Below are 26,466 nucleotides of genomic sequence, written 5' to 3' on the forward strand. Positions count from 1 at the left end.
ATTATAAAAATTCAAAAGTGAAAACTGCAAAAATGCAACTTCCACTTTGATCTGAAAAATTATTTAGTAATAATTTAAAGCTTATAAGTTAATGTGAAATAATAATTTCTTGGTGTGATAGGATTTACGGAGTAATTTTCGTGAACATTGTAATTTTCAACATCAAACAGATTTCCTACTTTCGCCTGAATCATGAACTTTTTCCATTCATAACCTGCAGATACAAAAACTGTTGTGTAATCTTTTAGTTCAAATGATCTGCTTACTCCATTTCTTACAGACAAACTGTTTGCTCCTGTCTTCGTATCATTCCAGCCTGCGAGTCTGTCACCAATATAATAAGCTCCTGCTCCGATTTTCAAGCCCTTCACTCCTTTGTTAAACGTATAAAATACAGAGAGATTTGCAGTTGTAGCCGGAGTTCTTACTAATCTCTGCTTTTCTACATAACCGACTTTTTCAGGAGTATCTAAATACACAGAATTGTTGTAAGAAAATCCTCCTACAATAGATAAATTGGTAGTCGGATTACCCGTGATATCCAATTCTACTCCGCGGCTTCTCATTTTTCCGACAAATTCTTTTAAATTTCTTGGATCCGTAGAAGCCGCATTGGTTGCAGGATCCACATAAGCCTGATAAAAATCTCTGTATGAAATCTGATAAACAGAAAGATTAACGGCAAGTGCATTATTCCATAAATTTTTCTTTGCCCCAACTTCATATTGGTCTACCAAAGAAGGTTTTAAAGATTCAAATGAGAAAGCATCCAATCCTGTATTAGCAACAAATGAATTGGTGTATGTTGCAAAGATCGAAAGATTTTCGTCAGGATTATATACCAAACCTACTTTTGGAGAAACAGCTTGGTCTGAAGTCGCTGAATTATCTACTAATCCTTTACCGATTGTTGAATTAGGATTGACAATATTATTTTTTGCTGTCTTAAAATCTGTCTTTATTGTAGGCATATTTTCAATATACGACCAACGCAAACCTGCAATTACCTTAAATTCTTTTGTAAGACTGATAAAATCCTGAGCATAGAAACCGATTCTTCTCGTATTTACCCTTGTTTTACTCAATCTTGCAGAGTTAGGCATTGTTCCTGAAACCCAGGTAGACGAGTCATCCAGGTAGATGGTTCCTGGCTGTCCGTTGATGCCAGATAAACCATTGGTGCCAAAATAGTAGCTTGTACCAAAAACTTTGTTATTGTCGGGATTATAATAAGTGTAAGAATCTGCAACCCCATAATCGGCATCAGCTCCGATTAAAACTTTATGGTTGATCCTCCCTGTATTGAATTCACCATTTAAATTTATCTGGGCGGAAGTATAATTCTGTTCGTTATACGTTCTGTTTAATGGTCTGTTCCAGGAAAGTCGGGTAGGGCTTGCTGCTGCATAACCCCACTGAACTCTTTCCGTAGAGAAATAATCTTTTGTGTAATTCTGATAAGAGACTGTAGAATTTAGAGACCATTTTTCATTAAGGTGATGATTAAAAGTTACATTCGTAGAAACCTGCTCCACATCCTGATATTGCCAGTCTGTTCCCAAGAACGCATTTCTGGCCAATCCCGTATTCATAGAATAGCTTTTATCTTTATTTTCTACAGCACCGATTCCGAAATCTGGGGTAAAATTATTTTTAAGATAATCTGCTTCTATGATCAGCTGAGATTTAGGGCTTAAATTAAACAGAAAAGAAGGATTAAAATAATATTTCTCAGATTGTACAACATCTCTGAAGCTTTCAGCATACTCATAAGCTCCATTTACCCGGAATGCTATGTTTTTTGTCAATGGCCCGTAGATATCAACAGTTGGTTTGTAAGAATTCCAGCTTCCTGCATTCATACCTATACTTCCTCCAAAATCAAATTTAGGCTTTTTGGTAATCATGTTAATAACTCCTCCTGCTGCAGTATTTCCATATAACATGGCATTTGCGCCTTTTAAAACTTCAACTCTTTCTAATCCGCTTACTTCAGGGAAAACACCACTGTTTATTCTTGATCCGTTTTTAAACATATTATCATTGCCAAGGATGAATCCACGTCCTCCGAAGCTGTCCTGAGAATTTCCTCTGGAAGAAGTAACGTACATCCCGTTTACATTTTGTAAAACGTCACTCAGCTGCTTTGCCTGTTGCTGTTCAATAATCTCATGCGTTACAATTGCCATAGCCTGCGGATTTTCCATTACCGTTAAATTGGATTTAATGGATAGTGGTCGAGCTTTGTTAGGATTTCCGGTTTTATGAAGATTCACATCTTCGATCGTTTGAACCTTGATGCTATCATTTTCAGAATTTCTTGTCTGTGCGAAAGCTGTTGCTGTCATGATGAGAAATCCAAGCGTGGTAATTTGTTTTTTCATAGCTTATTTAGAGCAATTTTAAATAATGCGCAAATGTATGATTGTTGTTTAGAATAATTAAAAATAAATTTGTGATTTTTATCATATCATTCTTAAGATTGAAATTATTAATTCAGGTGTTTTTAAATTAAATATCTTTGTTGAAAATACATCTTATGCAATTGGTAAAAGTAGGTCTTTGTGCGTTTGGAATGAGCGGCAAAATATTTCATGCTCCTTTCTTAAAGCAGCATCCAGGTTTTTTTCTGGGAGCGATTGTGGAGCGTTCAAAAGAGGAATCAAAAATAAAATACCCTGATGCTAAGCTTTATCGTTCGGTAGAAGAAATGCTGGAAAATGCAGACGTTGAAGTTGTTGTTGTAAACACTCCGGTCCAGACTCATTATGAATACGTGAAAATGGCTTTAGAATCGGGTAAAAATGTAATTGTTGAAAAACCATTTACTGTCAAGGCTTCTGAAGCTCAGGAACTGGTTAATTTGGCTGAGAGCAAAAATTTGTTTTTAAGTGTTTATCAAAACAGAAGATTCGATCGCGATTATCTACAGGTGCAGAAAATAATATCGGAGGGCAAGTTGGGAGATATCAAAGAAGTTGAAATACGTTTTGACAGATTCAGAACGGAGCCGAGTGCCAAAGAACATAAAGAAAATCCTGAACTTAATGGTTCCGGTTCTGTTCATGATTTAGGTTCGCATGTGGTTGATCAGGCGACTCAGTTTTTTGGGTATCCGGAGAAGCTTTTTGCTGATGTCTTTTCGATGAAAGGGGAGACATTTGCTAATGACTATTTTGAAATTGTTCTTTATTACAAAGATAATCTGAGGGTACGACTAAAATCTTCAGTTTTCACAAAAGAAGATCATTTTGCCTATAAAATTCATGGTAGCAAGGGAAGTCTTTTACAGGAAAGAAGTGATGAACAGGAAAATGAGCTGGGTGCAGGAGCAATTCCTACCTACGGAGAAGACTGGACTAAACCTTTAAAAGAAGCTGACGGAATTTTAAATTTTTTAAATGAAAATTCAGAGACAGAAAGAATTTTAACTTGGAGTGAGCCAGGAAATTACATGAATTATTACCAGCAAATCTACGAACATATTGTTTTCGGTTATGCTTTGCCATCATTGGGGAATGAAGTTGTACAGAATATGAAAATCATCGAAGCAGCTCTTGAAAGTTCAAGCAAAGGAAAGCTTATTGACTTAAATTAAAAAGAAAGTTAAATAATGAAAAGAGCTGCAATTTTTAAAGATGCAGCTCTTACTATTTGTATTGAGTTTAGTTTCCCATCATTTCCTGCAGTTCAAGCCATCTCATTTCGTGATTTTCCAGTTTTTCTGAAATGGCTTCCAATTCGGCAGAAAGCTTTGAGATTTTCTCATAGTCTGTTTCATTGTTTAGTTGTTCAAGAATTTTGGCTCTTTTTTCTTCGAAATCGGGCATTTCTTTTTCAATAATTTCCAGTTCTCGCTGTTCTTTGAAAGAAAGTTTCTTTTTTGTTTGTGGCTGGATAACTGAAGCTGAAGAAACAATTTCGTTTTCTTTAATAGTTTCATTTTTTGGAGCTGAGGTTTCCGTCTTTTTGCTTCCATCTTCCAGCCTTTTACTTTCACGATATTCTGAAAAGTTGCCGATGAAGTCTTTTATTTTTCCTTCTCCTTCGAATGCCAGAATGTGGTCAACAATTCTGTCCATGAAATAACGGTCGTGAGAAACGATAATCAAACTTCCCTGAAAATTCAGAAGGAAATTCTCTAATACCGTTAAGGTAGGAAGGTCAAGGTCATTCGTAGGTTCGTCAAAAATCAAAAAATTGGGATTTTGATACAAAATATACATTAGATGCAGCCTTCTTTTTTCTCCACCCGAAAGTTTTGAAATCGGCGAATATTGAGTCTGATCATCAAATAAGAACAATCTCAAAAACTGTGATGCAGAAATGGTTCTTCCGTTTGCTAAAGGAAAATTTTCTGAAATTTCTTTGATAAAATCAATAACTCTTTCGTCTTCTTTATATTGTAATCCTTTCTGAGAAAAATATCCGAACTTAATGGTTTCTCCGGTTTCGATTTCTCCGGAATCTTTCGGCTCAAATCCCTGAATAATATTTAATAAAGTAGATTTTCCGGCTCCATTTTTTCCTACAATTCCTACTTTTTCACCTCTTTGGAAAGAATAGCTGAAATCTTTTAATAATAATTTATCACCGTAGCTTTTCGAAATATCTTTTAATTCCAAAATTTTATTTCCGAGCCTTTTCATTTCAAAATCAAGTTCCAGAGAGTCTTTTCTTGTGTCTGTCTTTGCTACTTTTTCGGTTTCGTAGAAAGCATCAATTCTCGATTTTGATTTTGTGGTTCTTGCTTTCGGCTGTTTTCGCATCCATTCCAGCTCCTTTCGGTAAAGATTGTTGGCTTTATCTATGGTTGCGTTCATATTGTCTTCACGAATCATCTTGTTTTCAAGATACGTTGCGTAAGAACCTTGATGAACGTATAGATTCTGATCTTCCATTTCCCAGATAATATCACAAACGCTGTCTAAGAAATAACGGTCGTGTGTCACAAGAAGCAAGGTTATTTTAGCTTTATTTAAATAATTTTCAAGCCATTCTACCATTTCTACATCGAGGTGGTTGGTCGGCTCATCCATGATCAGCAAAGTATGACGGTGTTCGGCTCTTGTTTCCGTTAACAATTTTGCCAAAGCGACACGTTTGATCTGCCCTCCGGAAAGCATACCCATTTTCGCTTCAAGATCTGTTATTTTAAGCTGAGAAAGAATCTGTTTCATTTCATTCTCCAGATCCCACGCTTTGTGAGCTTCCATATCCAAAAGCGCTTTTTCAATAAAATCGTTATCAGTAGAATGCAGTGATTGATGATAATTTTTTAATGCCTGAATAGGAGCAGAGTCTAAAGTCATCATAAACTCATCAATGGTAAGATCAGAATCAAAATCGATTTCCTGATCAAACAAAACGACCTGAATATCTTTATTAATTATTACATTTCCGCTGTCTGCGATTTCTTTGCCCATCAAAATTTTCAGAAGGGTAGACTTTCCGCTTCCGTTTTTTGCGACGATGGCAATTTTGTCACCTTCATTGATGTGAAATGAGACATTTTTAAACAAAGTTTTAATCCCATATGATTTGGTAAGGTTTTCGACAGAAACGTAATTCATTTTAGAGTGAAGCTTTTGATTGAAATTTCAAGTGAGCCGCAAAAGTACAAAATTTAAACCTTAAAAATATGATAGTAAAATTACGTTCGATTCCTAAAAAAAGATATTGGGATTATTTTATTTTAGTCTCAAGATTTTTATTGGCTTATACTTTTATAGGATATGGTTATAGTAAACTTGACGGTAATCAGTTTGGGGTTTCAGCTGATGATTTACTGATTCCTTTAAAAGACTCATCTTTGTTTAAGATAATGTGGTTTTTATTTGACCATGAACCATTTAAAACAGTTGTAGGAATACTTCAAATTATTACAGGGATACTTTTGCTGTTTGAAGCGACCGCTATTTTGGGTGTGGTTTTCTTTATTCCTGTTGCTGCAAATATTGTACTGATGGACATTAGTTTTATGGATAGTGCGATGGGAACTGCATTTACTTATAGATTTATTTTCTACTTTTTTCTATGTTTTTTGATTTTGTGGAATGACAGAGAAAGAGTAAAAATAATTTGGAATGCAATGATTAAAAAGATTTCTACTAAACGAAAATTTCCGGTAATTTTATATTTATTGCTTCCTTTATTTGCATTGTCATTAGAAATTTTGCATGGAATTCCTTATGCTATCTTTTATTATATAAATAATCCTGAGAAAATTTCTGAAAGTATTAAATTAGTTCAAAGCCTTTTTAAATAAACTTAGTTATATATTTTTTTTAAAATGTTTTTGTAATCATTTTTAATGTAGATTTGAGAAACTAAACTAAATATAAAAACTATGGTGCAAATTAATTTTCTGGCAATACTTTTTGCAGCTTTGATTCCCTTAGTAATGGGATTTATCTGGTACAATCCTAAAGTTTTCGGAAGTGTATGGATGAAAGAATCCGGCTTAACGGAGGAAAAAATGAAATCTGCAAACATGGGTGTAGTGTTTATTTTGTCGATTATTTTATCAGTCTTGATTGGAATGTTTCTTCAGTTTGTAACGATTCATCAGTTTGGAGCTTTGGGAATGATCGGAGGTGATGAAACCTTGGCAAAGCCTTCTTATACAGCTTTTATGCATGATTACGGAAATGCTTACCGTTCTTTTGGTCATGGTGCTTTGCATTCTTTTATGACAGGAATCTTTTTTGTGTTTCCTTTAATTGCAATCAATGCGATGTTTGAAAGAAAATCCTGGAAATATGTTTTTATCAATACTGGCTACTGGACAATCACCATAACTTTAATGGGCGGTATGATCTGCGGTTGGTATGCAATGGACGGATTCAACTGGGTAACTCAGAAATAATTTCACATTATAAATTATAAGGCTACATTTGTGGCCTTTTTTATGTCTTATACCTTTCAAATTTTCAGTTCTGTAAAAGAACTTCCAACAGATTGGAACAAAGTCATCGGGCAGCAGAATATTATGTTGTCTGTAGAATATTTTCATGTTTTGGAAGAATCAAAACCAAAGAATATGAAATGTTTTTTTGTCGGTTTTTATTCAGGTAAAGATTTGATTGGCGGAGCTTTGTTTCAATATTTAAGCTTTATTGAACATAAAACGTTTCAGAAAGATGATGTCTTGTGCAGCTTCAGAAATTTTTTATCCAAAAAATTTTCGAAAGACGTGATGATTCTAGGAAATAATATGTTGACCGGACAAAACGGATTTTATTTCGATACCTCAAAAGTTCCTACCGACAAAGCGATTCTTTTATTAAATGAGGCAGCTAAAAATCTTCAGGAAAAATATAGAAAATCTTCTTTAATTATTTTTAAAGATTATCAGAAAGCGTTTTTAAAGAATTTTGAAGAAGAAAAGTTTAAGGCATTTTTCAGATTTTCAGTTCAGCCAAATATGATTTTAAATATAAAGCCTGAATGGATAACTTTTAAAAATTATGCTGATGATTTTTCCAAAAAGTACCAAGCAAGACTGAAATCTGCAAAGAGAAAGCTGGAAGGAATTCAGAAAATTGAACTTGATCTTGATGATGTAAAAACGTATCAGAAAGAAATGAATATTTTATATCAGAATGTTGCTGAAAATGCCCCTTTCAATACTTTTTTCCTTACTGACTACCATTTTAAATATATGAAAATGTATCTTGCTGAAAACTTTAAAGTTTTCGGATATTTTTTGAATGAAAAACTGATTGGCTTCTATACCCTGATTCTCAATAATCAAGATATTGATACTTATTTTTTAGGTTATGATAAAGAAATTCAGAAAGAAAAACAGATATATCTGAATATGCTTTTTGATATGACCGAATTTGGAATTTCCAATCATTTCAAACGGATTATTTTTGGAAGAACCGCTTTAGAGATAAAATCTACGATCGGTGCTGAGCCTGTTGAAATTTTTGGACTCATCAAACACAGCAATAAAGCAGTTAATCTTTTTACGGGAAAGATTTTCTCATCGCTAAACCCTAAATATGATTGGGTTCAGAGAAAACCTTTTAAATGAAATTAAGATTTTGGGGTCACTTCGTTGTGATTTTTTAAATAATATTTAACGGTTTCAGTTTTAAATTTAATAGGATTTTAAGAGCTTATCATGTGAATATTAATGAATTTTGCTTCAAAATTATATCATGAAAAAACTTAATCTTCTTTTGTGTGTTTTTACCGCAGGCTTATACTTTTCTCAAACCATCTCCGGAACTATTCTCTCCAAAGACGAAAATCATCCGATTGCTTATGCTAAAATAGGTGTTGATAAAGAAAATGTCGGTGTCATTACCGATGAGAACGGAAATTTTAGCATTGACCTGTCCAATACGAACACTTCAGGTAAAATTAAAGTTGAGGTAGCGGGCTATGAACCTTTTACTGAAACCATTTCTGATTTTATCAAACAAAATTCTCAAAAAATCTATTTGAAAGGAAAGGTTAAAAATATTCAGGAAGTTAAACTAAAACCTAAAAAATTAGTCGATAAAAACTGGGGTGTAAATACAAAAACCAAAACTGTGATGTATTCGGTAAATCCGGCATTTAAAAAAGAAGATTTTTTAGGAGAAACCGCATTAGAATTTAAGGCAAGCAGGAGATCAAAAATAAAAACCATCAATCTGAATATTGCAAGTACAACAGCAGACCGTCCTGTAGTGATGCGTTATACGATTTATAACGAAAAAAACGGTTTTCCTAATGAAAGTATTCTGGATGAAGAAATAACCGTTGAGCTAACAAAAGATAAAATTATTGATCAGACCTTCAGTTTGGATGTGAATGATAAAAATATTTGGGTTCAGGGTAAATTTTTTGTCGGAATTCAGTTTTTAAAAGAATTTGAAGGCAGATTGAATATCAGTGCGGCACTTTTCAGAACAGGATACATCCGGAAGTTTTATAGTGATTGGAAAAAGATGACAATTGCCGCTCCTGCTATTAATATTGATGTGAAACTAGATAAAAATGCTAAAGATGAAGAGAAGCAGGAAGAATTTAATGATCAGGCTCTTGCCTATGATTTTGGAGATGTAAGTAAATATATTGAAGAATCAAATAAAGAGATTTACGGAAAAAATGATAGAGTCGGGAAGTTTTTAAACCTGAAAGATGCAGACCTGTATTATGAGGTTTACGGAGAAGGTGAGCCCCTTTTTTTATTACACGGAAATTCTGGGAGTATAAAAGATTTTTATCAGCAGATTCCTGAGCTTTCAAAACAATACCAAGTGATTGTGATGGATACAAGATCGCAGGGAAAAAGCACGGATAAAACGAAAAAAGATTTTAATTATAAGATTTTTGCCGATGATGTAAAAGCGCTTGCAAGCCATTTAAATTTAAAAAAAATCAATATTGCAGGCTGGAGTGATGGCGGAAATACAGGATTAGAATTTGCTTTAAAATATCCCGAAAGTCTTAATCAGTTGATTACTATTGGTGCAAATGCTTTTCCTGAGGGAGTTGATAAAGATTTGACCGAAAATTTTATGATTAAATATAAAGTTTCACAGCTTGAAAATAAACCTGAAAGTTTCAACCAGGGCAGACTGCTGAAATTAATGCTCAAAGAACCGAAAATCACTGATAAGCAGTTAAATAAAATTCAGAATAAAGTTTTGGTAATTGCCGGAGAAAAAGATGTCATTACTCAGGAACACACTCAGTTTTTGGCCAAGCAAATGCCTAATTCCGAATTGAAAATCTACAAAGATGCAACGCACATGATTCCTTTTGAAAATGCAGAGCAGCTTAATCAGGATATTTTAGATTTCATGAAAAAATAACCTAATTATTCTTTCAAAAACTTCTCGTAGTAAACATTGTCTTTTGCCTGGACTTTTAGATAGTAAGTTCCTTTGGCAAAGTCTTCTACTTTGATTGATTTTTGAGATGATTTTAAAATCAGTCTTCCTAAATTATCGTAAACTTCAACTGAAATTACCTGCGCTTCAGTAGCAATATTCAGAATACTTTTTACGGGATTTGGGAAGATGGCTAAATTTTTCTTTTTTACAAGCTCAGAAGTATTTAAAGTTGAATTATAGAAATTTCCGAAATTCAGAATTCCATACCCCATCTGATTAGTATGGGAAGGAAACAGAGAGGCTGTCTGTCTAAGATTTGTTCTCATCAAATCTCTGTTCATTGCAGGAAAAGCCTGAATTAAACAGGCTACTCCTCCTGCAGCAATCGGAGTAGCAATCGAGGTTCCCGAAACAGAAACTGTAGCATTATCATCAACGGTTGTTGAAAAGCTTCCTCTTGTACTTGCATCAGGTTTTATAGCTCCTAAAGAATTCGGACCATACGATGAAAATGCTGACGAACTTCCTGCAGCATCTACTGAGCCAATGGTAAAAACCTTCACATTATCAGCTGGAGTTGTAATATAATGCCAAGGAACTTCTCCCGAATTTCCGGCAGCAATTAAAACGAAAATTCCTTTATTTACGGCAATTTCACTTGCTCTCGCGATAAACGATTTCGAACCGTTCATATCAGCATATGTATAGTTATATTTCGGATCATCAAAATTATTATATCCTAATGAGGTGGTGATAATATCAACACCTTTTCTGTCGGCTTCTTCGGCAGCTTCAATCCAATATAATTCTTCTTCAGGAATTTCGGCGGTTGTGGTTTCACTTCTGTAAAGATAGAAATCAGCATCAGGAGCGGAACCGACAAAAGAATCGGTAAGAAATCCTCCAATGGCTCCCAAAACTACCGTACCATGATGATTTAATGAAGCATTATAAATATCGGAACTTTTTGATACAAAATCATAGCCGCCTTTTATTTTATTATTGGTCCATAATCTGGAAAAAGCAGCTCCTGTATTTACTGTTGGAAATCCCGTGTCAATAACGGCGATTGTTACGCCTGTTCCTGTATAGCCGGCAAGGTGAAGCGGTCTCAAATTAATTTGGTCTATTTGAGCTGAACCTGAACCATAATCGAATACGGTCATATTTTTCTGAGCCAGTTCAAAGTCAGCCCACTTATTAGTTTGCTGAGCTTTTAAAACTAATGAAGAGTTTTTAGCAAAACTTTCAACCGATTGTACAAAAGGTTGAGCTTTAATAAGATTTGCCTGTGTCTGATTTACATTTACAGCCACGCCATTTAACCATTTAGAATAATCGGTAATGGTAAATCCTAAATTCTGTAAGCTTTGAATATACGATTGTTCGATCGGGGCATCCTGATCGTTTAATGCAATTCCCAATGCAGTACGTCTGTCAAGTGACTTTTGTGTAAGTTCAGAAAGCGGATTTGCATAAAATGCTGCTTTGTTGGGTTTATCTGTAAAATATACAAAGACAAGCTCTGTTTGTGCAAAAGTTGTAGAGTAACCTGCTAAAAAACAAAAGAGTAAAAATTTTTTCATCCAATAATTTTGTATAAAGATAAAACAAAATCAATAAAATTTTTGATAGCACTTTAAATTCCTTATTTTTACGAAAATATTCGTTTAGGAAATCGCTGAATTTAATCAAGCGCCAGACTAAAACTTAAAAATAAAATTTACGTATGAAAAAGATACAGATGGTAGACTTGCAAAGTCAGTATTACAAAATTAAAAATGATGTAGACAATGCGGTATTAAATGTGATGGATTCTGCTGCTTTTATCAATGGACCTGAAGTAAAATCTTTCCAGAACGAAATGGAAGCTTATCTTGATGTAAAACACGTTATTCCTTGTGCAAACGGAACTGATGCTTTACAGATCGCTCTAATGGCTTTGGATTTACAGGAAGGTGATGAAATTATTACTGCTGATTTCACTTTTGCAGCCACAGTAGAAGTTATTCATTTATTAAAATTAAAATCTGTACTGGTAGATGTGGATTATGATACCTTCACGATTTCTACCGAAGCAATAAAGAAAGCAATTACACCCAAAACAAAAGCAATTATTCCGGTACATATTTTCGGACAGTGCGCCAATATGGAGGAAATTTTGAAAATTGCCGAAGAGCATAATTTATTTGTAATCGAAGATAATGCGCAGGCAATTGGTTCGCAATTTACTTTTTCAAGTGGTGAAGTAAGACATGCAGGAACAATGTCTACAGTGGGAACCACTTCTTTTTTTCCGTCCAAAAATTTAGGATGTTATGGAGATGGCGGAGCAATCTTTACCAATAATGATGAACTGGCTCACCGTTTACGTGGAATCGTAAACCATGGAATGTACGAAAGATATTATCATGACGAAGTAGGAGTAAATTCCAGATTAGACAGTATTCAGGCTGCTATTTTAAGAAAAAAACTTCCGAATCTTGATTCATACAACGATGCAAGAAGAAAAGCAGCAGATTATTATGATGAGGCTTTTGCAGCAAACGAAAATATTTTGACACCAAAAAGAGCTGAATATTCAACACACGTATTTCATCAGTATACATTAAGAATTCTAAACGGAAAGCGTAACGAATTGCAAAAATTTCTGGCTGAAAAAGAAATTCCGGCAATGATCTATTATCCTGTTGCTTTAAGAAAACAAAAAGCTTATTATCAGGAAAGTAATGATGCTGATTTTGTGAATACCGATAAGCTTTTGGATCAGGTAATTTCTCTTCCGATGCATACCGAACTGGATGAAGAGCAGCTGAAGTATATTACGGATGCTGTATTGGAGTTTATGGGATAAAGTGAAAAAGCGGGTTTTTAAATATAGATTTGTTTATTGGCTGATTATTTCATTAAACTTTTTTTTATTCATATCTTTTTCAATAGGTTTAATTAATAGAATAGAGACTGATAATTTTGATAATTCAATAGATGTGTTTTCATTTACTGCTATTATTATGATATGTATTTTATCTCTCTCTTCTCTTATAATGTTTATTGTAAAGAATAAAAACTCAATTATTACTTTTTCAGCAGTATTGTTTCTAATACTGCTGATCATATCTTTTTTTCTCTTTTATTCAATATTTATCATTAAAGATTTTGGTGAAAATGTTACAGATTTTTACACAGTACCATTAGTGTATGGGATAATTTTAGGCATTCTATTTATTACTAATTACTTCAAGTTTAAAAAAAATATTAATGAACTTGAAATAGAGGAAATTGGACAAAAGCAAAATTAAAAAACATAAATAAAAAATGGCAATACTCGTAACAGGAGGGTTAGGTTATATTGGTTCTCACACTGTGGTAGAACTTATTAATAGCGGATATGAAGTAGTCATCGTAGATGATTTATCGCATTCAGAAAAGTTTATTTTAAATAATATTGAAGAAATTACAGGTAAAAGACCAATCTTTTATCCTTTCGATTTAAAGAGAAAAGAACTTCTTACTCAGGTTTTTCAGGCACATCGGATCGATGGGTGTATCAATTTCGCTGCGTTCAAAGCGGTTGGTGAAAGTCAGGAAAAACCGGTAGATTACTATGAAAATAATTTATTTTCTTTAATTAATATTTTGCAGGAATTTAAATCAAGAAATATTTCTAACTTTATCTTTAGTTCCTCATGTACTGTTTACGGACAAGCGGACGAAATGCCTATCGACGAAAACACACCACTGAAAATGCCTGAAAGTGTTTACGGAAAGACAAAACAGATGGGAGAGGAGATTTTAAAAGATTTCGCTAAAGGGTATAAAAGAAAAGTAAGTCTTTTGAGATATTTTAACCCGATTGGCGCACACCCTTCGGCTTTATTGGGAGAATTGCCGATCGGAGTTCCTAATAATCTGGTTCCTTATGTGATGCAGACTGCTGCAGGAATTCGTGAGAAATTGAATGTCTGGGGAAATGATTATCCAACGGAAGACGGTACGGCGGTTAGAGATTATATTTATGTAGTAGATTTGGCGAAAGCTCACGTTGCGGCTTTAAAAAACTTAATGAGTATACCTAATGATGAAGCTGTAATTGATGTTTATAATTTAGGAACAGGAAAAGGATCATCTGTTTTGGAGGTTGTAAAAGCTTTTGAAACGGCAAATAATGTAGCAGTTCCTTATCAGATTTGTGACAGAAGGGAAGGCGATATTACAATTGCATATGCCAATGCTGACAAAGCGGAACGAAATTTGAATTGGAAGTCTGAGACTTCTTTGGAAGAAGCGTTGAAAACTGTCTGGGAATGGCAGAAATATTTAGAATCAAGAAAAAATTAAATTAACTATAAATAAAACACATGAAAAACGAAAGAATAGGAATCACATTTTCTTCATTTGATTTGCTGCATGCAGGACATATTAAAATGTTGGAAGAAGCAAAAACAGTTTGTGATTACCTGATTGTAGGATTGCAGATTGATCCGTCACACGACCGTCCAAACAAAAATAAACCAACACAGACTATTGTGGAAAGATATATTCAGTTGAAAGCCGTAAATGCAGTGGATGAAATTATTCCTTACTACACGGAAGAAGACCTTGAAGATATTTTGAAATCTTTTGTAATCGATGTAAGAATTATAGGTGATGATTATCTTGACAGAGATTTTACGGGTAAAAAGTATTGTGAAGAGAAGGGAATTGAAATTTTTTATAACAAAAGAGATCACAGGTTTTCTTCAAGTGATTTGAGAAGAAGAATTTATGAAGCAGAAGCGGCTAAAGCTTTAGTAAAATAAATGAAAATCCCGAAATAAAATTTCGGGATTTTTTTATGATAAATAATCTGATTACATTGGTCCGCCTTGCTGGTCGTCTCCTGTTGCATTAGAATTAATATCTTTTTTACGCTTAGGCTGCTCAATTTTTTCGCCCTGTTTAAATCTGTAAGTTAATGATAAAGCAAATTGTCTAGGTTGCCACTGCATATAAGAATCTCTTACGAAATTTGATCCGTATGCGGTTGATTCCATCGCTCTTGTATTAAAAATGTCCTGAATATTAAAGCTCAACGTGCCATCTCCTTTCCAGATTGTTTTTGAAGCACCAAGATTTAAGGCATACATATCTTTTCTGTCGATACTTTGTGTTTTCTGACCTCCTCTGTAAAACCCTTGAATCTGAAAGCTGAATGTTTTATCAATTTTAATAGTTGAAGTTAAACGTGCTCTTGTTGCAAAACCGCTTCCTTCAAAAGAGAAAGGTTCTGGAACAACAGAAAGGTCGTTATAGGTTCCGTTCGTTTTATAACCAAATAAATCTACGTTTCCTAAGAATTTAAGCCATTTTGTTGCATCCCAGTTAAAGTTTAAGTCTAAACCATAACGGTCGTCTGTTCCTAAATTAATAGGTTTAGTTTTAAAAACTCCATCATCAGAGTAAACCAGCATTTTTACATCATCAGTTGTATGTCTGAAGTAAATCGTCGGGTTGATGGTGAACTTTCCTTTTGAAATGCTGTAACCCAGTTCATACGAATCTACGTAAGAAGGATTCAGATCAATATTCCCTTCAAAGATATTCTGATTATCTGTATAGCTTGGATTAGGAATTAAAAACCACGATCTCGGTCTGTCTATTCTTCTTGAATAGTTTACCAAAAACTGATTGTCTTTTGCAATTTCATAGCTTAAGAAAACAGTCGGGAATAGATTGTTATAGCTTTTTTTGTTGTCAATATTTTTTGAATCAGGATTTAAGTTTGAATATTGAATGTCCACATTAGAATATTCATTTCTTACACCAACCTGATAGCCTAATTTTCCGATTTTGCTCTTAAACTGTACATATCCTGCATTAAACATTTCTCGGTAGTTAGCATTGTATGTAAAGTTATTTAAATAATGGAAATCTGCATCAGATGCATAACGCTCTAATACATCATTATCATAATTGTTGTTATTGATGTCGATTCTATAGCCCGCTTCAATTTTTGAGTTTTCACCTATAGGAAGCTCATAATCAGCCTTACCTACCAACGTTTTATTTCTTGTATTTTGGTTGATAGAGTTTTGTAATTCAAAGATATTACTGGTAACCTGATTTACGTTGGTGTCATTATATGATCTGTTACTTTGCAGACTTACAGATAATGAAATGTTTTGTCCCTTATCGTCAAATTTATGGTCTAAACCAAAATCTCCCTGAAAAGCAAGGTTATTATTAGAACCTGTATTCATTCTTTCTGTAAACAGGCTCGGAGCATTTAAGAAACGATAATCATAAGTAATATTTCCCAGGTTGTCACTTTCAAATGTTCTCACCGTTCCGGATGCATTTACTGATGTTTTATCTGAAATATCATAGACCAATCCCGAAGAAACATTATAGTTATTGTTCTTGTTTTTAGTAATAGATTCCTGATCGGTCTGCGTTCTTCCGCCATCGGCTGCATTGAAGAAAGTTGCGTTATTTCTGTTTGTATTTTTAGATTCACGGTAACCGCCTCCACCATTCAAAAACCAGGTTAGATTACCTTTTCTCCAGCTTAAATTGGTATTGAGGTTGGTTTGAGGTAAATATCCTAAAGTTCCGATCACACTACCGTTAAAGCCGGTTTTTTTCGATTTTTTAAGAATAATATTTAAAATACCGGCAGTTCCGCTTGCCTCAAATTTAGAAGAAGGATTGGTAATCACTTCAATTCTTTCAATCTGATCAGCAGGAATACTTTGTAAAGCATTAGCTCCGTCATCAATTCCTAAAAGAGCTGAAGGCTTTCCATTAATTAAAAACCGTACATTTGAGCTACCTCTCATCGAAACAGTACCGTCTGTATCTACCGAAACTGAAGGAACATTTGATAAAACATCCTGTAAGCTACCTCCTTTACTTACAATATCCTGAGAAGGATCGTATGTTCTTTTATCAAGCTCAACTTTATATGGCTTTGCAGTTGCCGTAATGACTACACCCTGAATATCCTGAGTTTTCATATTGGTAGCGGTTGCTTCCGGTTCAATAGATAGTGCAGCTATACTTCCTGCAGTAGTAATCTGTTTGTTGACAACACTTTTCTTGTAATCGATTGCTTCAATGGTAATATCATAATTTCCAGGAGTAAGATCCAGTTTATAATTTCCTTTTTCGTCGGTAAGCGTTGCATCGCTCAAAAGTTTGCTTTGTTTATTGCTGAATGTTACAGAAGCATAAGGAACAGGCTGGTTGCTTTTATCTACAACCGTTCCCGAAATTCCTACTTTATCCTGAGCAAAAGCAAGAGCTGCTGCAGACAATACGAAGGTAAGCCCCAAGGTTTTCTTTGTGAAAATACTGATTATTTCCGTTTGATTCATAAGGTATTCTTTAGATAAAACTGTAATAAATTGTCATAAATTTTTAAAATTTATTAAAGAAGAAAATTACAGCTTTACGATTCGTTTATTTTTATTTTTAATAGATCAGTCGTTTTATAGGCTGATTTGTTAATTATTAATTTGTTAAATTAAAGTTAAATATTTTTATTATTTGATATTCTTTGAGTTTAACCAATCCTGATATGCTTTTGCATTGATAGCATGCTCTTCTGCACTGGCTGTGAACTTATGATATCCGAACCTTGCGGGATCCGCACACATGAAAATATAGCCATTCTGTTCAGGACTCAATACTGCATCTACTGAATTTTTATCAACAACACAGATAGGTCCCGGAGGAATTCCTGTGTTTGCATAGGTATTGTAAGGAGATGGAGTAGTAAGGTGTTTGTAGAAAACTCTTTTAATAGGTTCTTTAAAGTTGGTCTGTTTATTTATTGCATAAATTACCGTCGGGTCAGATTGTAGTTTCATCCCTTTTTTGAAACGGTTTAAGTATAATCCAGCAATGGTCTTCATTTCGTCTGGTTTTCCACCGGACTCTTTATAAACAATAGATGCTAATGCATAAATCTGATCTCTCGTTAAGCCGGATTGTTGCTCTTTAGCTTTTCTATCAGAATTCCAGAAATCATTATACTGATCTTCAAATTTTTTGAAAAATTCTTTAGGCGTAACGGTCCAGAAAAAATTGTAAGTATCGATGAAGAAATATTTTTTAAGGTCTTCTGCATTTTTGTAGCCTTTTTCAGAAGCAATTTGATCAAGATCATTTACAAATCTCAAAGAATCGAGTTCTGTTTTTTTACTTACTCTTCCAACCATCTGATACATATCTCCGAAATCTCCGATTCTGAAAGAATTTTCAGACTGATTTCCTGCTTTAATCATATTCACAAGACTTGTATTGCTTGCTCCTTTCGCAAAATGATAACGACCCGGTTTGAAATACTCATCCATATTCTTATCTTTTGCAACTTCTGTGAAAGATTCTTTATTTTTAACGTAAGGTGTAATCGAATCTAAAATCTGATCGAATTTTGCACCGTGTGGAATTAGAACATATCCGTCTTTTGAGATATTGTTCCCGTAATATTTATTGTAAAATTTAAAACCAAAAAATCCTGCCACGGCAAGAATAAGAAGTACGATAATGAGAATAGCTTTTTTCATTACTTACAAGAGATTAAAAGTTTTGTTTTTTAAATAAGATCTATCTTACCTCTGAAAACCTGTTTTGCAGGACCTTCAAGCCAGATTTCACGGAATGATTCTCCATTTTTCTCGGCATAAACTTTCAGGTTTCCGCCCAACGTTTTAACTTTTACAGAGGTTAGATTGTTTTTTTGCAGAAAAGTTAAAGCAGAGGCCGTAACTCCGGTCCCGCAACTGAAAGTTTCATCTTCAACGCCTCGTTCATAGGTTCTTACAAAAATTTCATCATCAGAAATATTTTCCACAAAGTTTACGTTGATGCCTTTCTCCTTATAATTTTCAGAATTTCTGATGCTGTTTCCTTCCGCAAAAACCTTGTAATTTACAATGTCTTCGACATATTTTACGTAATGTGGTGAACCAGTATTTAAAATCGAGTCATTGCCGTCGTTGGAAATTGTATCGACGTCAATCATCTTCAGTTTTACGATTCCATTGTGGATTTCAGCTTCATGTTCTCCATCGATAGCGATAAATTTACATTTGCGCTCAAAAATATCGAGAAAAAACGCAAAAGCAACCAGACATCTTCCGCCATTTCCGCACATCGTACTTTCTCCGCCGTCAGAATTGTAATAAACCATTTTAAAATCGTACTGCTCGTCATTTTCTAATAGAATTAAGCCATCTGCTCCTATCCCAAAACGTCTGTCACACAATTTTTCAATGATGTTTTTGTCTTTAGGGAACTGTAAGTCACGATTGTCGACCATAACGAAGTCATTTCCTGTACCCTGATATTTATAAAAGTCCATACTTTCTGTTTTTCTAAAATCAACCTGCAAAATTACTGTATTTTATACAAAAAACGAACAGGTCTTCCTGCTCGTTTTATTATTTAGAATACTTATTTATTATCTGAAACCACCTGAGCGATTTTCTGTGTTCTGACGTGGCTGACTGTTGTTTTGTGGTGCTTCAGTTCTGTTTCCGCTGGAATTGTTATTTCTGAAACCACTGTTGCCATTATTTCTGGGAGCCTGTTGTGAGTTATTTTGTTGATTATTTCTGAAACCGCTATTACTATTGTTGCTGTTTCTCGGTGGCTTCTGATTATTGTTCTGTCTGTTATTATTTCTAAATCCGCTATTATTGCTGTTATTTCTCGGAGTAGAAGATGTATTGTTTCTGAAGCCACTGTTTCCTGTAGCTCCACTACGTCTTTCTACGTAAACTTTTGTTCTGTTGTTTCCGTAATAATAAGGTATCCCATTGTCGTAATAATAATTCAGATCATTTCTGTAATAATATCCGTCATTTCCCCAATATCCGCCGTTTCCGTAATACGCCTGCGGAGCATAATAATATCCGTTGTCATAATAAGGATCTCCATAAGCTGAATAGTTGCCGCCATATGCGGTACAAGATGTCAAACTTAAACCTATGAAAATTCCGAATCCTATTTTTATTAAATTTTTCATGACTTTGCTGTATTTTTTACTTTAAAACTTTTTATCCATGTAACATATCCCATGATAGCCATAATTGTAAATACCAAATATTGAACCGAAGTGATTCCGAGACCTTTATAAATAAACATGGGCATACAGATTAAATCACCAATTATCCAGAAAATCCAGTTCTCTATACGTCTTTTGGCCATTAACCACATTGCTACCAAAAATATAGAAGTTGTTAAAACATCAAGCCAGTTTGCCCAATCTAGATGGTTTAAACCAAGACTTGCACCTTCCATCAAAAACTGATTATCTATGTACGGTTTGTAATAATAGATAACCGTTACAAGAATAATACTTAAAATAAACAATGCAAAAGAGTAGATCCATTCTTTGCGAGTTGCATAAGTAACATCTACGTGGATGTGATCTTCAGAATTTTTATGCCATAAAATCCAGCCATAAATACTCATGATCGTGTAATAAACATTAATCATGCAATCACCTAATAATCCGAAATTGAAGAGTATGTAGACATATATAAATGTAGAAATGATTCCGGTGGGATAAAGCCAGATATTTTTTTTAATAGAAAAGAAAACACTGAGAATACCAAAAACGGCAGCAGTGGCTTCTAAAAGAATTTGAACATTTGTGTAGGCTTCATATGGTTTTATGAAGAGATCATATAGATTCATGAGTTCAAAAATAAATAAAAAGTATGGTATTTAAAAATGCATTAAAATAAGTGTGAATCAGTTTTTTATAATTTAAAATTAAAATAATTAGATTAAAATGTGTCAATAAATGTTAAGGTCTCTAAAATTTTTATATTTTCGTAAATCTTTAATAAATAAAAAATATGTCTAAAATTTGGGTTAAAAAACCAATGAGCGCTTATGAAGCTGATATTCAAAAGAGCGAACTGAAGCGCGTTTTAGGAAAATGGAGTCTTACTGCCATCGGAATCGGGGCAATTATCGGGGGCGGAATTTTTGTTCTTACCGGAACCGGGGCTTACTACAATGCAGGACCTGCATTGGCATTATCATTTGTAATTGCTGGGATTGCCTGCGTTTTTGCAGCATTATGTTATGCAGAATTTGCATCAATATTGCCTGTAGAAGGCTCAGCTTATGCTTATGCTTATGGTACAGTAGGTGAAATTTTTGCCTGGATCATTGGTTGGGGTCTAATTTTAGAATATGCAATGGGATCGATGACGGTTGCCGTTTCCTGGTCCGGATATTTTGGTAAACTGTTGAAAATGTTTGGTCTGCATCTCCCTTACTGGATGACAACCGATCCGGGAACTGCAAACAAAGCATTTGGTGAAGCAACAAAACAGATTGCAACAGGAAATTTACCGGCAGAAAAATTGGCTGATTTTCAACAAACAATAAGCAACTTCAATGCAGCACCTGAGCTTTTCGATATGAAAATATTTTTCAATCTTCCTGCTTTGGCAATTGTACTGTTGGTAATTTCAATTTTGATCAGAGGTACAAAAGGTGCAGCAAAGGCGAATAATTTTATTGTTATTTTGAAAGTTTCTGCGATCATTTTCGTAATTATTGCCGGATTATTCTTTATTGACACCAATAACTGGTCACCATTTATTCCTGAACCGACTACCATTACCGAAAACGGAGTTTCCCATTCTGCTTATGGCGTTGCCGGGATTGTAGCCGGAGCTTCTGCAATTTTCTTTGCTTATGTAGGTTTCGATGCGGTTTCTACACAGGCAGGTGAAGCCATTAATCCTAAAAAAGATGTGCCTTTTGCAATTATCACATCGTTGGTAATCTGTACACTTTTATATATATTGGTTTCATTGGTTCTTACAGGGATGATGAAATATACCGATTTTAACCCACTTGGAAAATATCCTGATGCCATCAAAGCACCTGTAGCATACGCATTTGATATTGCAGGTCAGGCTTGGGCAGGCTATATTATCACGATTGCAGCAACAGTAGGATTAATTTCTGTATTAATGGTAATGATTATGGGGCAATCAAGAATTTTTCTCGGGATGTCTAAGGATGGTTTAATTCCTTCTACTTTCTCTAAAGTAAATCCTACAACGGGAGTACCTACGAAAAACCTTATTATTTTAGGAGCTGTTATTTCTGTAATTGCATCTCTTACACCGATAAATGATCTTGCACACATGACAAGTTTCGGAACTCTATTCGCCTTTACTATGGTTTGTGTGGCAGTTTGGGTTTTGAGAGTAAAAGAACCGAACCTTCAGAGAAACTTCAAAGTTCCGGCTTTACCGGTAATTGCTTGTCTGGGAATTGCAATCAATGTGTATTTGATTATTAACCTAAGTAAAGAAGCACAGATGTATTCTCTTGCATGGCTGCTTATCGGATTTGTTATTTACTTCCTTTACAGCAGGAGACATTCCAAGCTTCAGAATGGCGGCTACGGCGAAACATTTAAGGCAGAACAGGAGCCTTTAGAAAAACCAGATTTGGATTTATAAATAATACTATAGAAGTAAGCTATCTGATGAAGATAGCTTATTTTTTTAATGATAATTCAATTCTCTTCAACGGGATAAAATGTATATTTGTACTTTAAAAAAACAAGTATGAAATTAAAATTATTCCTCTTTTGTTCATTATTTATCTACTCGTTTATATTTTCTCAGAATAGCAACTCAAAAATCGACAGTGTTTTTGATGCCTTTGAAAAATATGAAAAAGGAATGTTCTCGGTAAGTGTTTCTAAAAATGGTAGAAAACAATATTTCAGAACCGTTGGTTTTGCCAATTTAGAAGCCGAGAAAAGAGCAGATCTTAATACGAAATACAGAATCGCATCAATTTCGAAAGTATTTACAGCGATACTGATTTTCAAAGCAATTGAAGAAGGAAAACTTAAACAAAATACCAAAGTTTCAACCTTTTTTCCAAAAATCAGAAATGCAAAAGATATTACCATTAGCAATCTTTTGGATCACACCAGCGGAATGAAGAACATATCAGAATTAAAAAACTTTCAAACCATAAAAGCAGCGAATCTCAGTAAAGAACAATTGTTGGATGTTATGTTTAAACTTCCGTCAGATTTTCCTCCCGGATTCAAATATTCATACAGCAATAGCGGTTATTCTGTTTTAGGTTTTATTTTAGAAAAGATATACGGCAAAAGTTATGATGAATTGCTGGCCGAAAAAATTACTGTTCCGTTGAATATGACCAATACAGAAATCGGAAAGACGATAAAACCTGAAAATAATGAGGCAAAGTCTTATCGTTTTTTTAAAGACTGGAGAAAGGCAGACGACGCAAACCTGAGTTTCTTTTTCGGTTCTGCAGATATCGTTTCTACAACGGGAGATCTGAATTTATTCTTTGATGCGATTTTCTCAGGAAAATTGGTCTCGGATAAATCTTTAGTACAAATGAAAAATCTTAATCAAGGCCTAAAATATTATGTTTTTGATGAATATAACGGATACGGCCATACGGGTTCTATGACAGGTTTTTTATCTTTTTCACTGTATTTTCCGTCTCAAAAACTGGCGATCTCAATTACCGAAAATGGCATTCGCTATGATATTCATGACATTGCAGAATATGTGATAAAACATTTTTTACATAAAAACTACGATTATCCTGATTTTTCGGTTGTAAAACTGAGCGATGAAGAATTGTCTAGGTTTACAGGTGAATACGAATCTAAAAACGATAAAACCAAAATGTTGAACATCTATTTAGAAAAAAATAAGCTTTACTTACAGTCGCCGGGTGAAGATTTGTCGTCTATTTATCTGGAACCGAAAGCCAACAACACATTTAGATACGATATAGGCAAAATGGATGCTGTTTTTGATGAGAAGAAAGGTAAAATGACTTTAATTAACAGCAGAAACGTAAAATACGAATACAAACGAAAGACTAAAATTTAATCGTCTAAAAATCCACAGAATTCTGTGGATTTTTTATTTTTGTTGGCATGAAAAAGATTTTTACACTTTTGTTTTTAGCTTTAAACCTGATGTTGTTTTCTCAACAAATTGAAAGCTTTGAAACAATTCTAAATGATAGAATAAGCATTAGAGCAATAGAATTGTATGATAATAAAGTCTGGTATAGCGGAACAGATTCTAAATTTGGTTTTGTTGATTTAAAAAATAATACAAATCAAAAGCAGATAAAACTATCTGAGAAGAAACTGCAGTTTAGAACATTAACACAAAATAAAGATGCTTTTTATGCCATCAATATTGAAAGTCCGGCTCATTTTTTTAGAATAGATAAAAAAGATCTTTCAGTTATCAATATTTATACAGATACTTTGAAAACTGCATTCTATGATGCATTAATTTTTGTAAACGATGAACATGCTGTTGCTTTCAGCGATCCTGCAAAAGATTTGAATCTGAAATTATCTTTTATAATGCCAAAATTGAATTCTATTTTAGATTTCAATACCCTCACCAAAAGAGAAGGATTTAACAGTATAAAACTTAACGAAGGTGAAGCTGCTTTTGCAGCAAGCAACACCAATATTGCTCATCAAGGAACCAATATCTGGATTGCAACAGGAGGCAAAAGTTCGAGAATTATTAAGATAGATTACACGACTTTAGAATCGAATATCTATAAAACACCTTTTGTTCAGGGAGAATCTGCACAAGGTATGTACTCAATTGATTTTGCCAACCAGAATTTCGGAGTTGCTGTTGGTGGTGATTATACCAAACAGGAAGCAAATATCAATAATATTGCAACTACAAATGATGGCGGTAAAACGTGGAAAGTTCAGGCTTCGGGAAAAAATGCCGGCTATATGACCTGTGTGAAAATTAAACCTGATTCAAAAGGAAAAGAAGTGATTGCTGTTGGAGATCAGCACATCAGTTATTCATCAGATTTTGGAAAAACCTGGAAGAAAATATCAGATGAAAAAGGTTTTTATGTCTGCAAATGGATTGATAAAAATACGGTTGTTCTTGCCGGAAAAGATAAAATATCTCTTTTGAAATTAAAATTTTAGTTTCGTACAGGATATTTAACTTTTAAAATAAATTTTCTGTGTTTCTTTAACTGTAATAGTTTATAGTCCATAAGATTTAATTTAAACCAGATTTAAGTATTTAGACTCATTATAAATTTTAAAAAGAAAGACTAATATATTTCATAATCTCTAATTCAGAACTTATGGTTAATTTTGCAGTATGAAATTCCTTTGGAATTCCATTTGACCTAGAAAAAATTTAAAGTCCAAAATGAGCTCTTTAATCGATAAATATAATATTCCCGGCCCGCGTTACACCTCTTATCCTACCGTTCCTTATTGGGACGAGTATACTTTTTCCCCGGAAAAATGGAAATCAAGTGTGATTAAATCTTTTAATGAAAGCAATTCGGCTGAAGGAATTTCAATATACATACACCTTCCGTTTTGTGAAGCATTGTGTACGTTTTGTGCCTGTCATAAACGTATTACCAAACAGCATACTGTAGAAATTCCGTATCTGGAAAGTGTTTTGAAAGAATGGATGCTTTATCTTAAATTATTTAATGAAAAGCCGAAGCTTAAAGAATTGCATTTAGGTGGCGGAACTCCGACATTTTTTTCTCCAGAGAATTTAAAAACTTTACTTCAGGGGATTTTTGATACGGTTGAAATTGCCGAACATCCCGAATTTTCTTTTGAAGGACATCCGAATAATACAACCAGAGAGCATTTACAGACTTTGTTTGATCTTGGTTTCAGAAGAGCCAGTTTTGGGGTGCAGGATTATGATTTGAAAGTGCAGAAAGCTATCAATAGAATTCAGCCTTTCGAAAATGTAAAAAATGTCACAGAATGGGCCAGAGAAATTGGTTATACAAGTATTTCTCATGATTTGGTTTATGGTTTACCGCACTCCAATTGGGAAAGTATGGCTCTTACCATTCATAAAACTTTGGAGCTGAAACCGGATCGCTTGGCTTATTATTCTTATGCTCATGTTCCTTGGATAAAAGGAGTAGGACAAAGAGGTTTTGATGAAAGTGATCTGCCAAGCGGTGAAGAAAAGAGGAGATTGTATGAAGACGGTAAAAAATTATTAGAAGAATTAGGGTATAAAGAAGTGGGTATGGATCATTTTTCTCTTGAGGACGATGAGTTATACAAATCTATGATTTCAGGAAATATTCATCGTAATTTCATGGGATATTCTTCAAGCAAAACTCAGCTTATGATTGGTTTAGGGATGAGTTCTATATCAGATTCGTGGTATGCTTTTGCGCAGAATGTAAAAACTGTTGAAGAATATCAGAAAATTGTTGAAACTGGTGAAATTCCTGTAGTAAAAGGTCATATTTTGAATGAAGAAGATTTGTCAATCAGAAGACATATTCTTAATCTGATGTGCCAATTGGAAACTACTTTTGAAGATAAAAACGCTATTCCTGAGCTTGAAAATGCTTTCGATATGCTTTCGGAAATGGAACGTGATGAATTGGTTGAAATTCACGATAATCAGATAAAAATTACTGAAAAAGGCAGAGCTTTTACAAGAAACGTTGCGATGGTTTTTGATCTCAGAATGTTGAGAAATAAACCTGAAACGAGAATTTTCTCAATGACGATATAAAACAAAAGCGATTCAGATCTGAATCGCTTTATTTT

21 protein-coding genes are annotated in these 26,466 nt (G+C 34.0%); 12 read left to right on the top strand and 9 right to left on the bottom strand.

Going from position 1 to position 26,466, the window contains the following annotated elements; all coding sequences use genetic code 11:
• Positions 1-74 precede the first annotated feature (74 nt).
• The gene (locus ACR1PN_RS01490; RefSeq protein WP_433978577.1) at positions 75-2,384 is read right to left on the bottom strand and encodes a TonB-dependent siderophore receptor; all 2,310 of its coding nucleotides are present in this window, start codon (positions 2,382-2,384) and stop codon (positions 75-77) included.
• Positions 2,385-2,539: 155 nt separating this feature from the next.
• Between ACR1PN_RS01490 and ACR1PN_RS01495 the strand changes: the two genes are divergently transcribed.
• Positions 2,540-3,598 carry a Gfo/Idh/MocA family protein gene (locus ACR1PN_RS01495; protein ID WP_433978706.1) on the top strand — a complete coding sequence of 353 codons (1,059 nt, stop codon included), beginning with the start codon at positions 2,540-2,542 and terminating at the stop codon, positions 3,596-3,598.
• 67 nt (positions 3,599-3,665) lie between these two features.
• On the opposite strand, the gene ACR1PN_RS01500 is transcribed toward ACR1PN_RS01495, so the two are convergent.
• Positions 3,666-5,573: an ABC-F family ATP-binding cassette domain-containing protein gene (locus ACR1PN_RS01500; RefSeq protein WP_433978578.1), complete on the bottom strand. Its 1,908-nt coding sequence runs from the start codon at positions 5,571-5,573 to the stop codon at positions 3,666-3,668.
• A 68-nt stretch (positions 5,574-5,641) separates the two neighbouring features.
• On the opposite strand from ACR1PN_RS01500, the gene ACR1PN_RS01505 reads away from it, so the two are divergent.
• The 4 genes from ACR1PN_RS01505 to ACR1PN_RS01520 all read left to right on the top strand — a co-directional run bounded on the left by ACR1PN_RS01505 (position 5,642) and on the right by ACR1PN_RS01520 (position 9,815).
• On the top strand, positions 5,642-6,268 hold the full coding sequence (locus tag ACR1PN_RS01505; RefSeq protein WP_433978579.1) for a hypothetical protein: 627 nt from the start codon (positions 5,642-5,644) through the stop codon (positions 6,266-6,268).
• An 81-nt stretch (positions 6,269-6,349) separates the two neighbouring features.
• Positions 6,350-6,868 (top strand): DUF1761 domain-containing protein, encoded by a 519-nt coding sequence (locus ACR1PN_RS01510; protein WP_378172783.1) that lies wholly within the window; start codon positions 6,350-6,352, stop codon positions 6,866-6,868.
• Positions 6,869-6,910: 42 nt separating this feature from the next.
• Positions 6,911-8,041, top strand: coding sequence for an 8-amino-7-oxononanoate synthase (locus ACR1PN_RS01515; protein WP_433978580.1), 1,131 nt, complete (start codon positions 6,911-6,913; stop codon positions 8,039-8,041).
• A 127-nt stretch (positions 8,042-8,168) separates the two neighbouring features.
• Positions 8,169-9,815, top strand: coding sequence for an alpha/beta fold hydrolase (locus ACR1PN_RS01520; RefSeq protein ID WP_433978581.1), 1,647 nt, complete (start codon positions 8,169-8,171; stop codon positions 9,813-9,815).
• 5 nt (positions 9,816-9,820) lie between these two features.
• On the opposite strand, the gene ACR1PN_RS01525 is transcribed toward ACR1PN_RS01520, so the two are convergent.
• Complete coding sequence (locus ACR1PN_RS01525; RefSeq protein ID WP_433978582.1) at positions 9,821-11,422, bottom strand: S8/S53 family peptidase; 1,602 nt, start codon at positions 11,420-11,422, stop codon at positions 9,821-9,823.
• A 143-nt stretch (positions 11,423-11,565) separates the two neighbouring features.
• Between ACR1PN_RS01525 and ACR1PN_RS01530 the strand changes: the two genes are divergently transcribed.
• Entirely contained in the window at positions 11,566-12,690 is a 1,125-nt protein-coding gene (locus ACR1PN_RS01530; RefSeq protein WP_378172768.1) for a DegT/DnrJ/EryC1/StrS family aminotransferase, read from the top strand.
• A gap of 33 nt (positions 12,691-12,723) precedes the next feature.
• Here ACR1PN_RS01530 and ACR1PN_RS01535 read toward each other — a convergent pair whose 3' ends face one another.
• Positions 12,724-12,951, bottom strand: a complete 228-nt coding sequence (locus ACR1PN_RS01535) for a hypothetical protein (protein WP_433978583.1) — start codon at positions 12,949-12,951, stop codon at positions 12,724-12,726.
• A gap of 200 nt (positions 12,952-13,151) precedes the next feature.
• Here ACR1PN_RS01535 and galE point away from each other — a divergent pair, with 200 nt between their 5' ends.
• Both galE and ACR1PN_RS01545 read left to right on the top strand, forming a co-directional pair.
• Positions 13,152-14,174, top strand: coding sequence for a UDP-glucose 4-epimerase GalE (gene galE / locus ACR1PN_RS01540; protein ID WP_433978584.1), 1,023 nt, complete (start codon positions 13,152-13,154; stop codon positions 14,172-14,174).
• 20 nt (positions 14,175-14,194) lie between these two features.
• Positions 14,195-14,635 (top strand): adenylyltransferase/cytidyltransferase family protein, encoded by a 441-nt coding sequence (locus tag ACR1PN_RS01545; RefSeq protein ID WP_378172755.1) that lies wholly within the window; start codon positions 14,195-14,197, stop codon positions 14,633-14,635.
• Between the two features lie 51 nt (positions 14,636-14,686).
• Here ACR1PN_RS01545 and ACR1PN_RS01550 read toward each other — a convergent pair whose 3' ends face one another.
• The 5 genes from ACR1PN_RS01550 to pnuC all read right to left on the bottom strand — a co-directional run bounded on the left by ACR1PN_RS01550 (position 14,687) and on the right by pnuC (position 20,522).
• On the bottom strand, positions 14,687-17,191 hold the full coding sequence (locus ACR1PN_RS01550; RefSeq protein WP_433978585.1) for a TonB-dependent receptor domain-containing protein: 2,505 nt from the start codon (positions 17,189-17,191) through the stop codon (positions 14,687-14,689).
• A 168-nt stretch (positions 17,192-17,359) separates the two neighbouring features.
• Complete coding sequence (gene mltG, locus ACR1PN_RS01555) at positions 17,360-18,385, bottom strand: endolytic transglycosylase MltG (protein WP_433978586.1); 1,026 nt, start codon at positions 18,383-18,385, stop codon at positions 17,360-17,362.
• A 29-nt stretch (positions 18,386-18,414) separates the two neighbouring features.
• Positions 18,415-19,182: a diaminopimelate epimerase gene (gene dapF, locus ACR1PN_RS01560; protein WP_378172745.1), complete on the bottom strand. Its 768-nt coding sequence runs from the start codon at positions 19,180-19,182 to the stop codon at positions 18,415-18,417.
• Between the two features lie 99 nt (positions 19,183-19,281).
• On the bottom strand, positions 19,282-19,848 hold the full coding sequence (locus ACR1PN_RS01565; RefSeq protein ID WP_433978587.1) for a hypothetical protein: 567 nt from the start codon (positions 19,846-19,848) through the stop codon (positions 19,282-19,284).
• On the bottom strand, positions 19,845-20,522 hold the full coding sequence (pnuC, locus tag ACR1PN_RS01570; protein WP_433978588.1) for a nicotinamide riboside transporter PnuC: 678 nt from the start codon (positions 20,520-20,522) through the stop codon (positions 19,845-19,847). The genes ACR1PN_RS01565 and pnuC overlap by 4 nt, the downstream gene beginning before the upstream one ends.
• A 164-nt stretch (positions 20,523-20,686) precedes the next feature.
• Here pnuC and ACR1PN_RS01575 point away from each other — a divergent pair, with 164 nt between their 5' ends.
• The 4 genes from ACR1PN_RS01575 to hemN all read left to right on the top strand — a co-directional run bounded on the left by ACR1PN_RS01575 (position 20,687) and on the right by hemN (position 26,431).
• Positions 20,687-22,318 (top strand): APC family permease, encoded by a 1,632-nt coding sequence (locus ACR1PN_RS01575; RefSeq protein WP_378172731.1) that lies wholly within the window; start codon positions 20,687-20,689, stop codon positions 22,316-22,318.
• Between the two features lie 108 nt (positions 22,319-22,426).
• Positions 22,427-23,749 carry a serine hydrolase domain-containing protein gene (locus tag ACR1PN_RS01580; protein WP_433978589.1) on the top strand — a complete coding sequence of 441 codons (1,323 nt, stop codon included), beginning with the start codon at positions 22,427-22,429 and terminating at the stop codon, positions 23,747-23,749.
• A gap of 47 nt (positions 23,750-23,796) precedes the next feature.
• Complete coding sequence (locus tag ACR1PN_RS01585; protein WP_433978590.1) at positions 23,797-24,840, top strand: WD40/YVTN/BNR-like repeat-containing protein; 1,044 nt, start codon at positions 23,797-23,799, stop codon at positions 24,838-24,840.
• Between the two features lie 232 nt (positions 24,841-25,072).
• On the top strand, positions 25,073-26,431 hold the full coding sequence (gene hemN, locus ACR1PN_RS01590; protein ID WP_433978591.1) for an oxygen-independent coproporphyrinogen III oxidase: 1,359 nt from the start codon (positions 25,073-25,075) through the stop codon (positions 26,429-26,431).
• Positions 26,432-26,466: the final 35 nt, after the last annotated feature.

The sequence above is a fragment of the Chryseobacterium sp. RLHN22 genome, assembly GCF_051011795.1.
Lineage (GTDB): Bacteria > Bacteroidota > Bacteroidia > Flavobacteriales > Weeksellaceae > Chryseobacterium > Chryseobacterium zhengzhouense.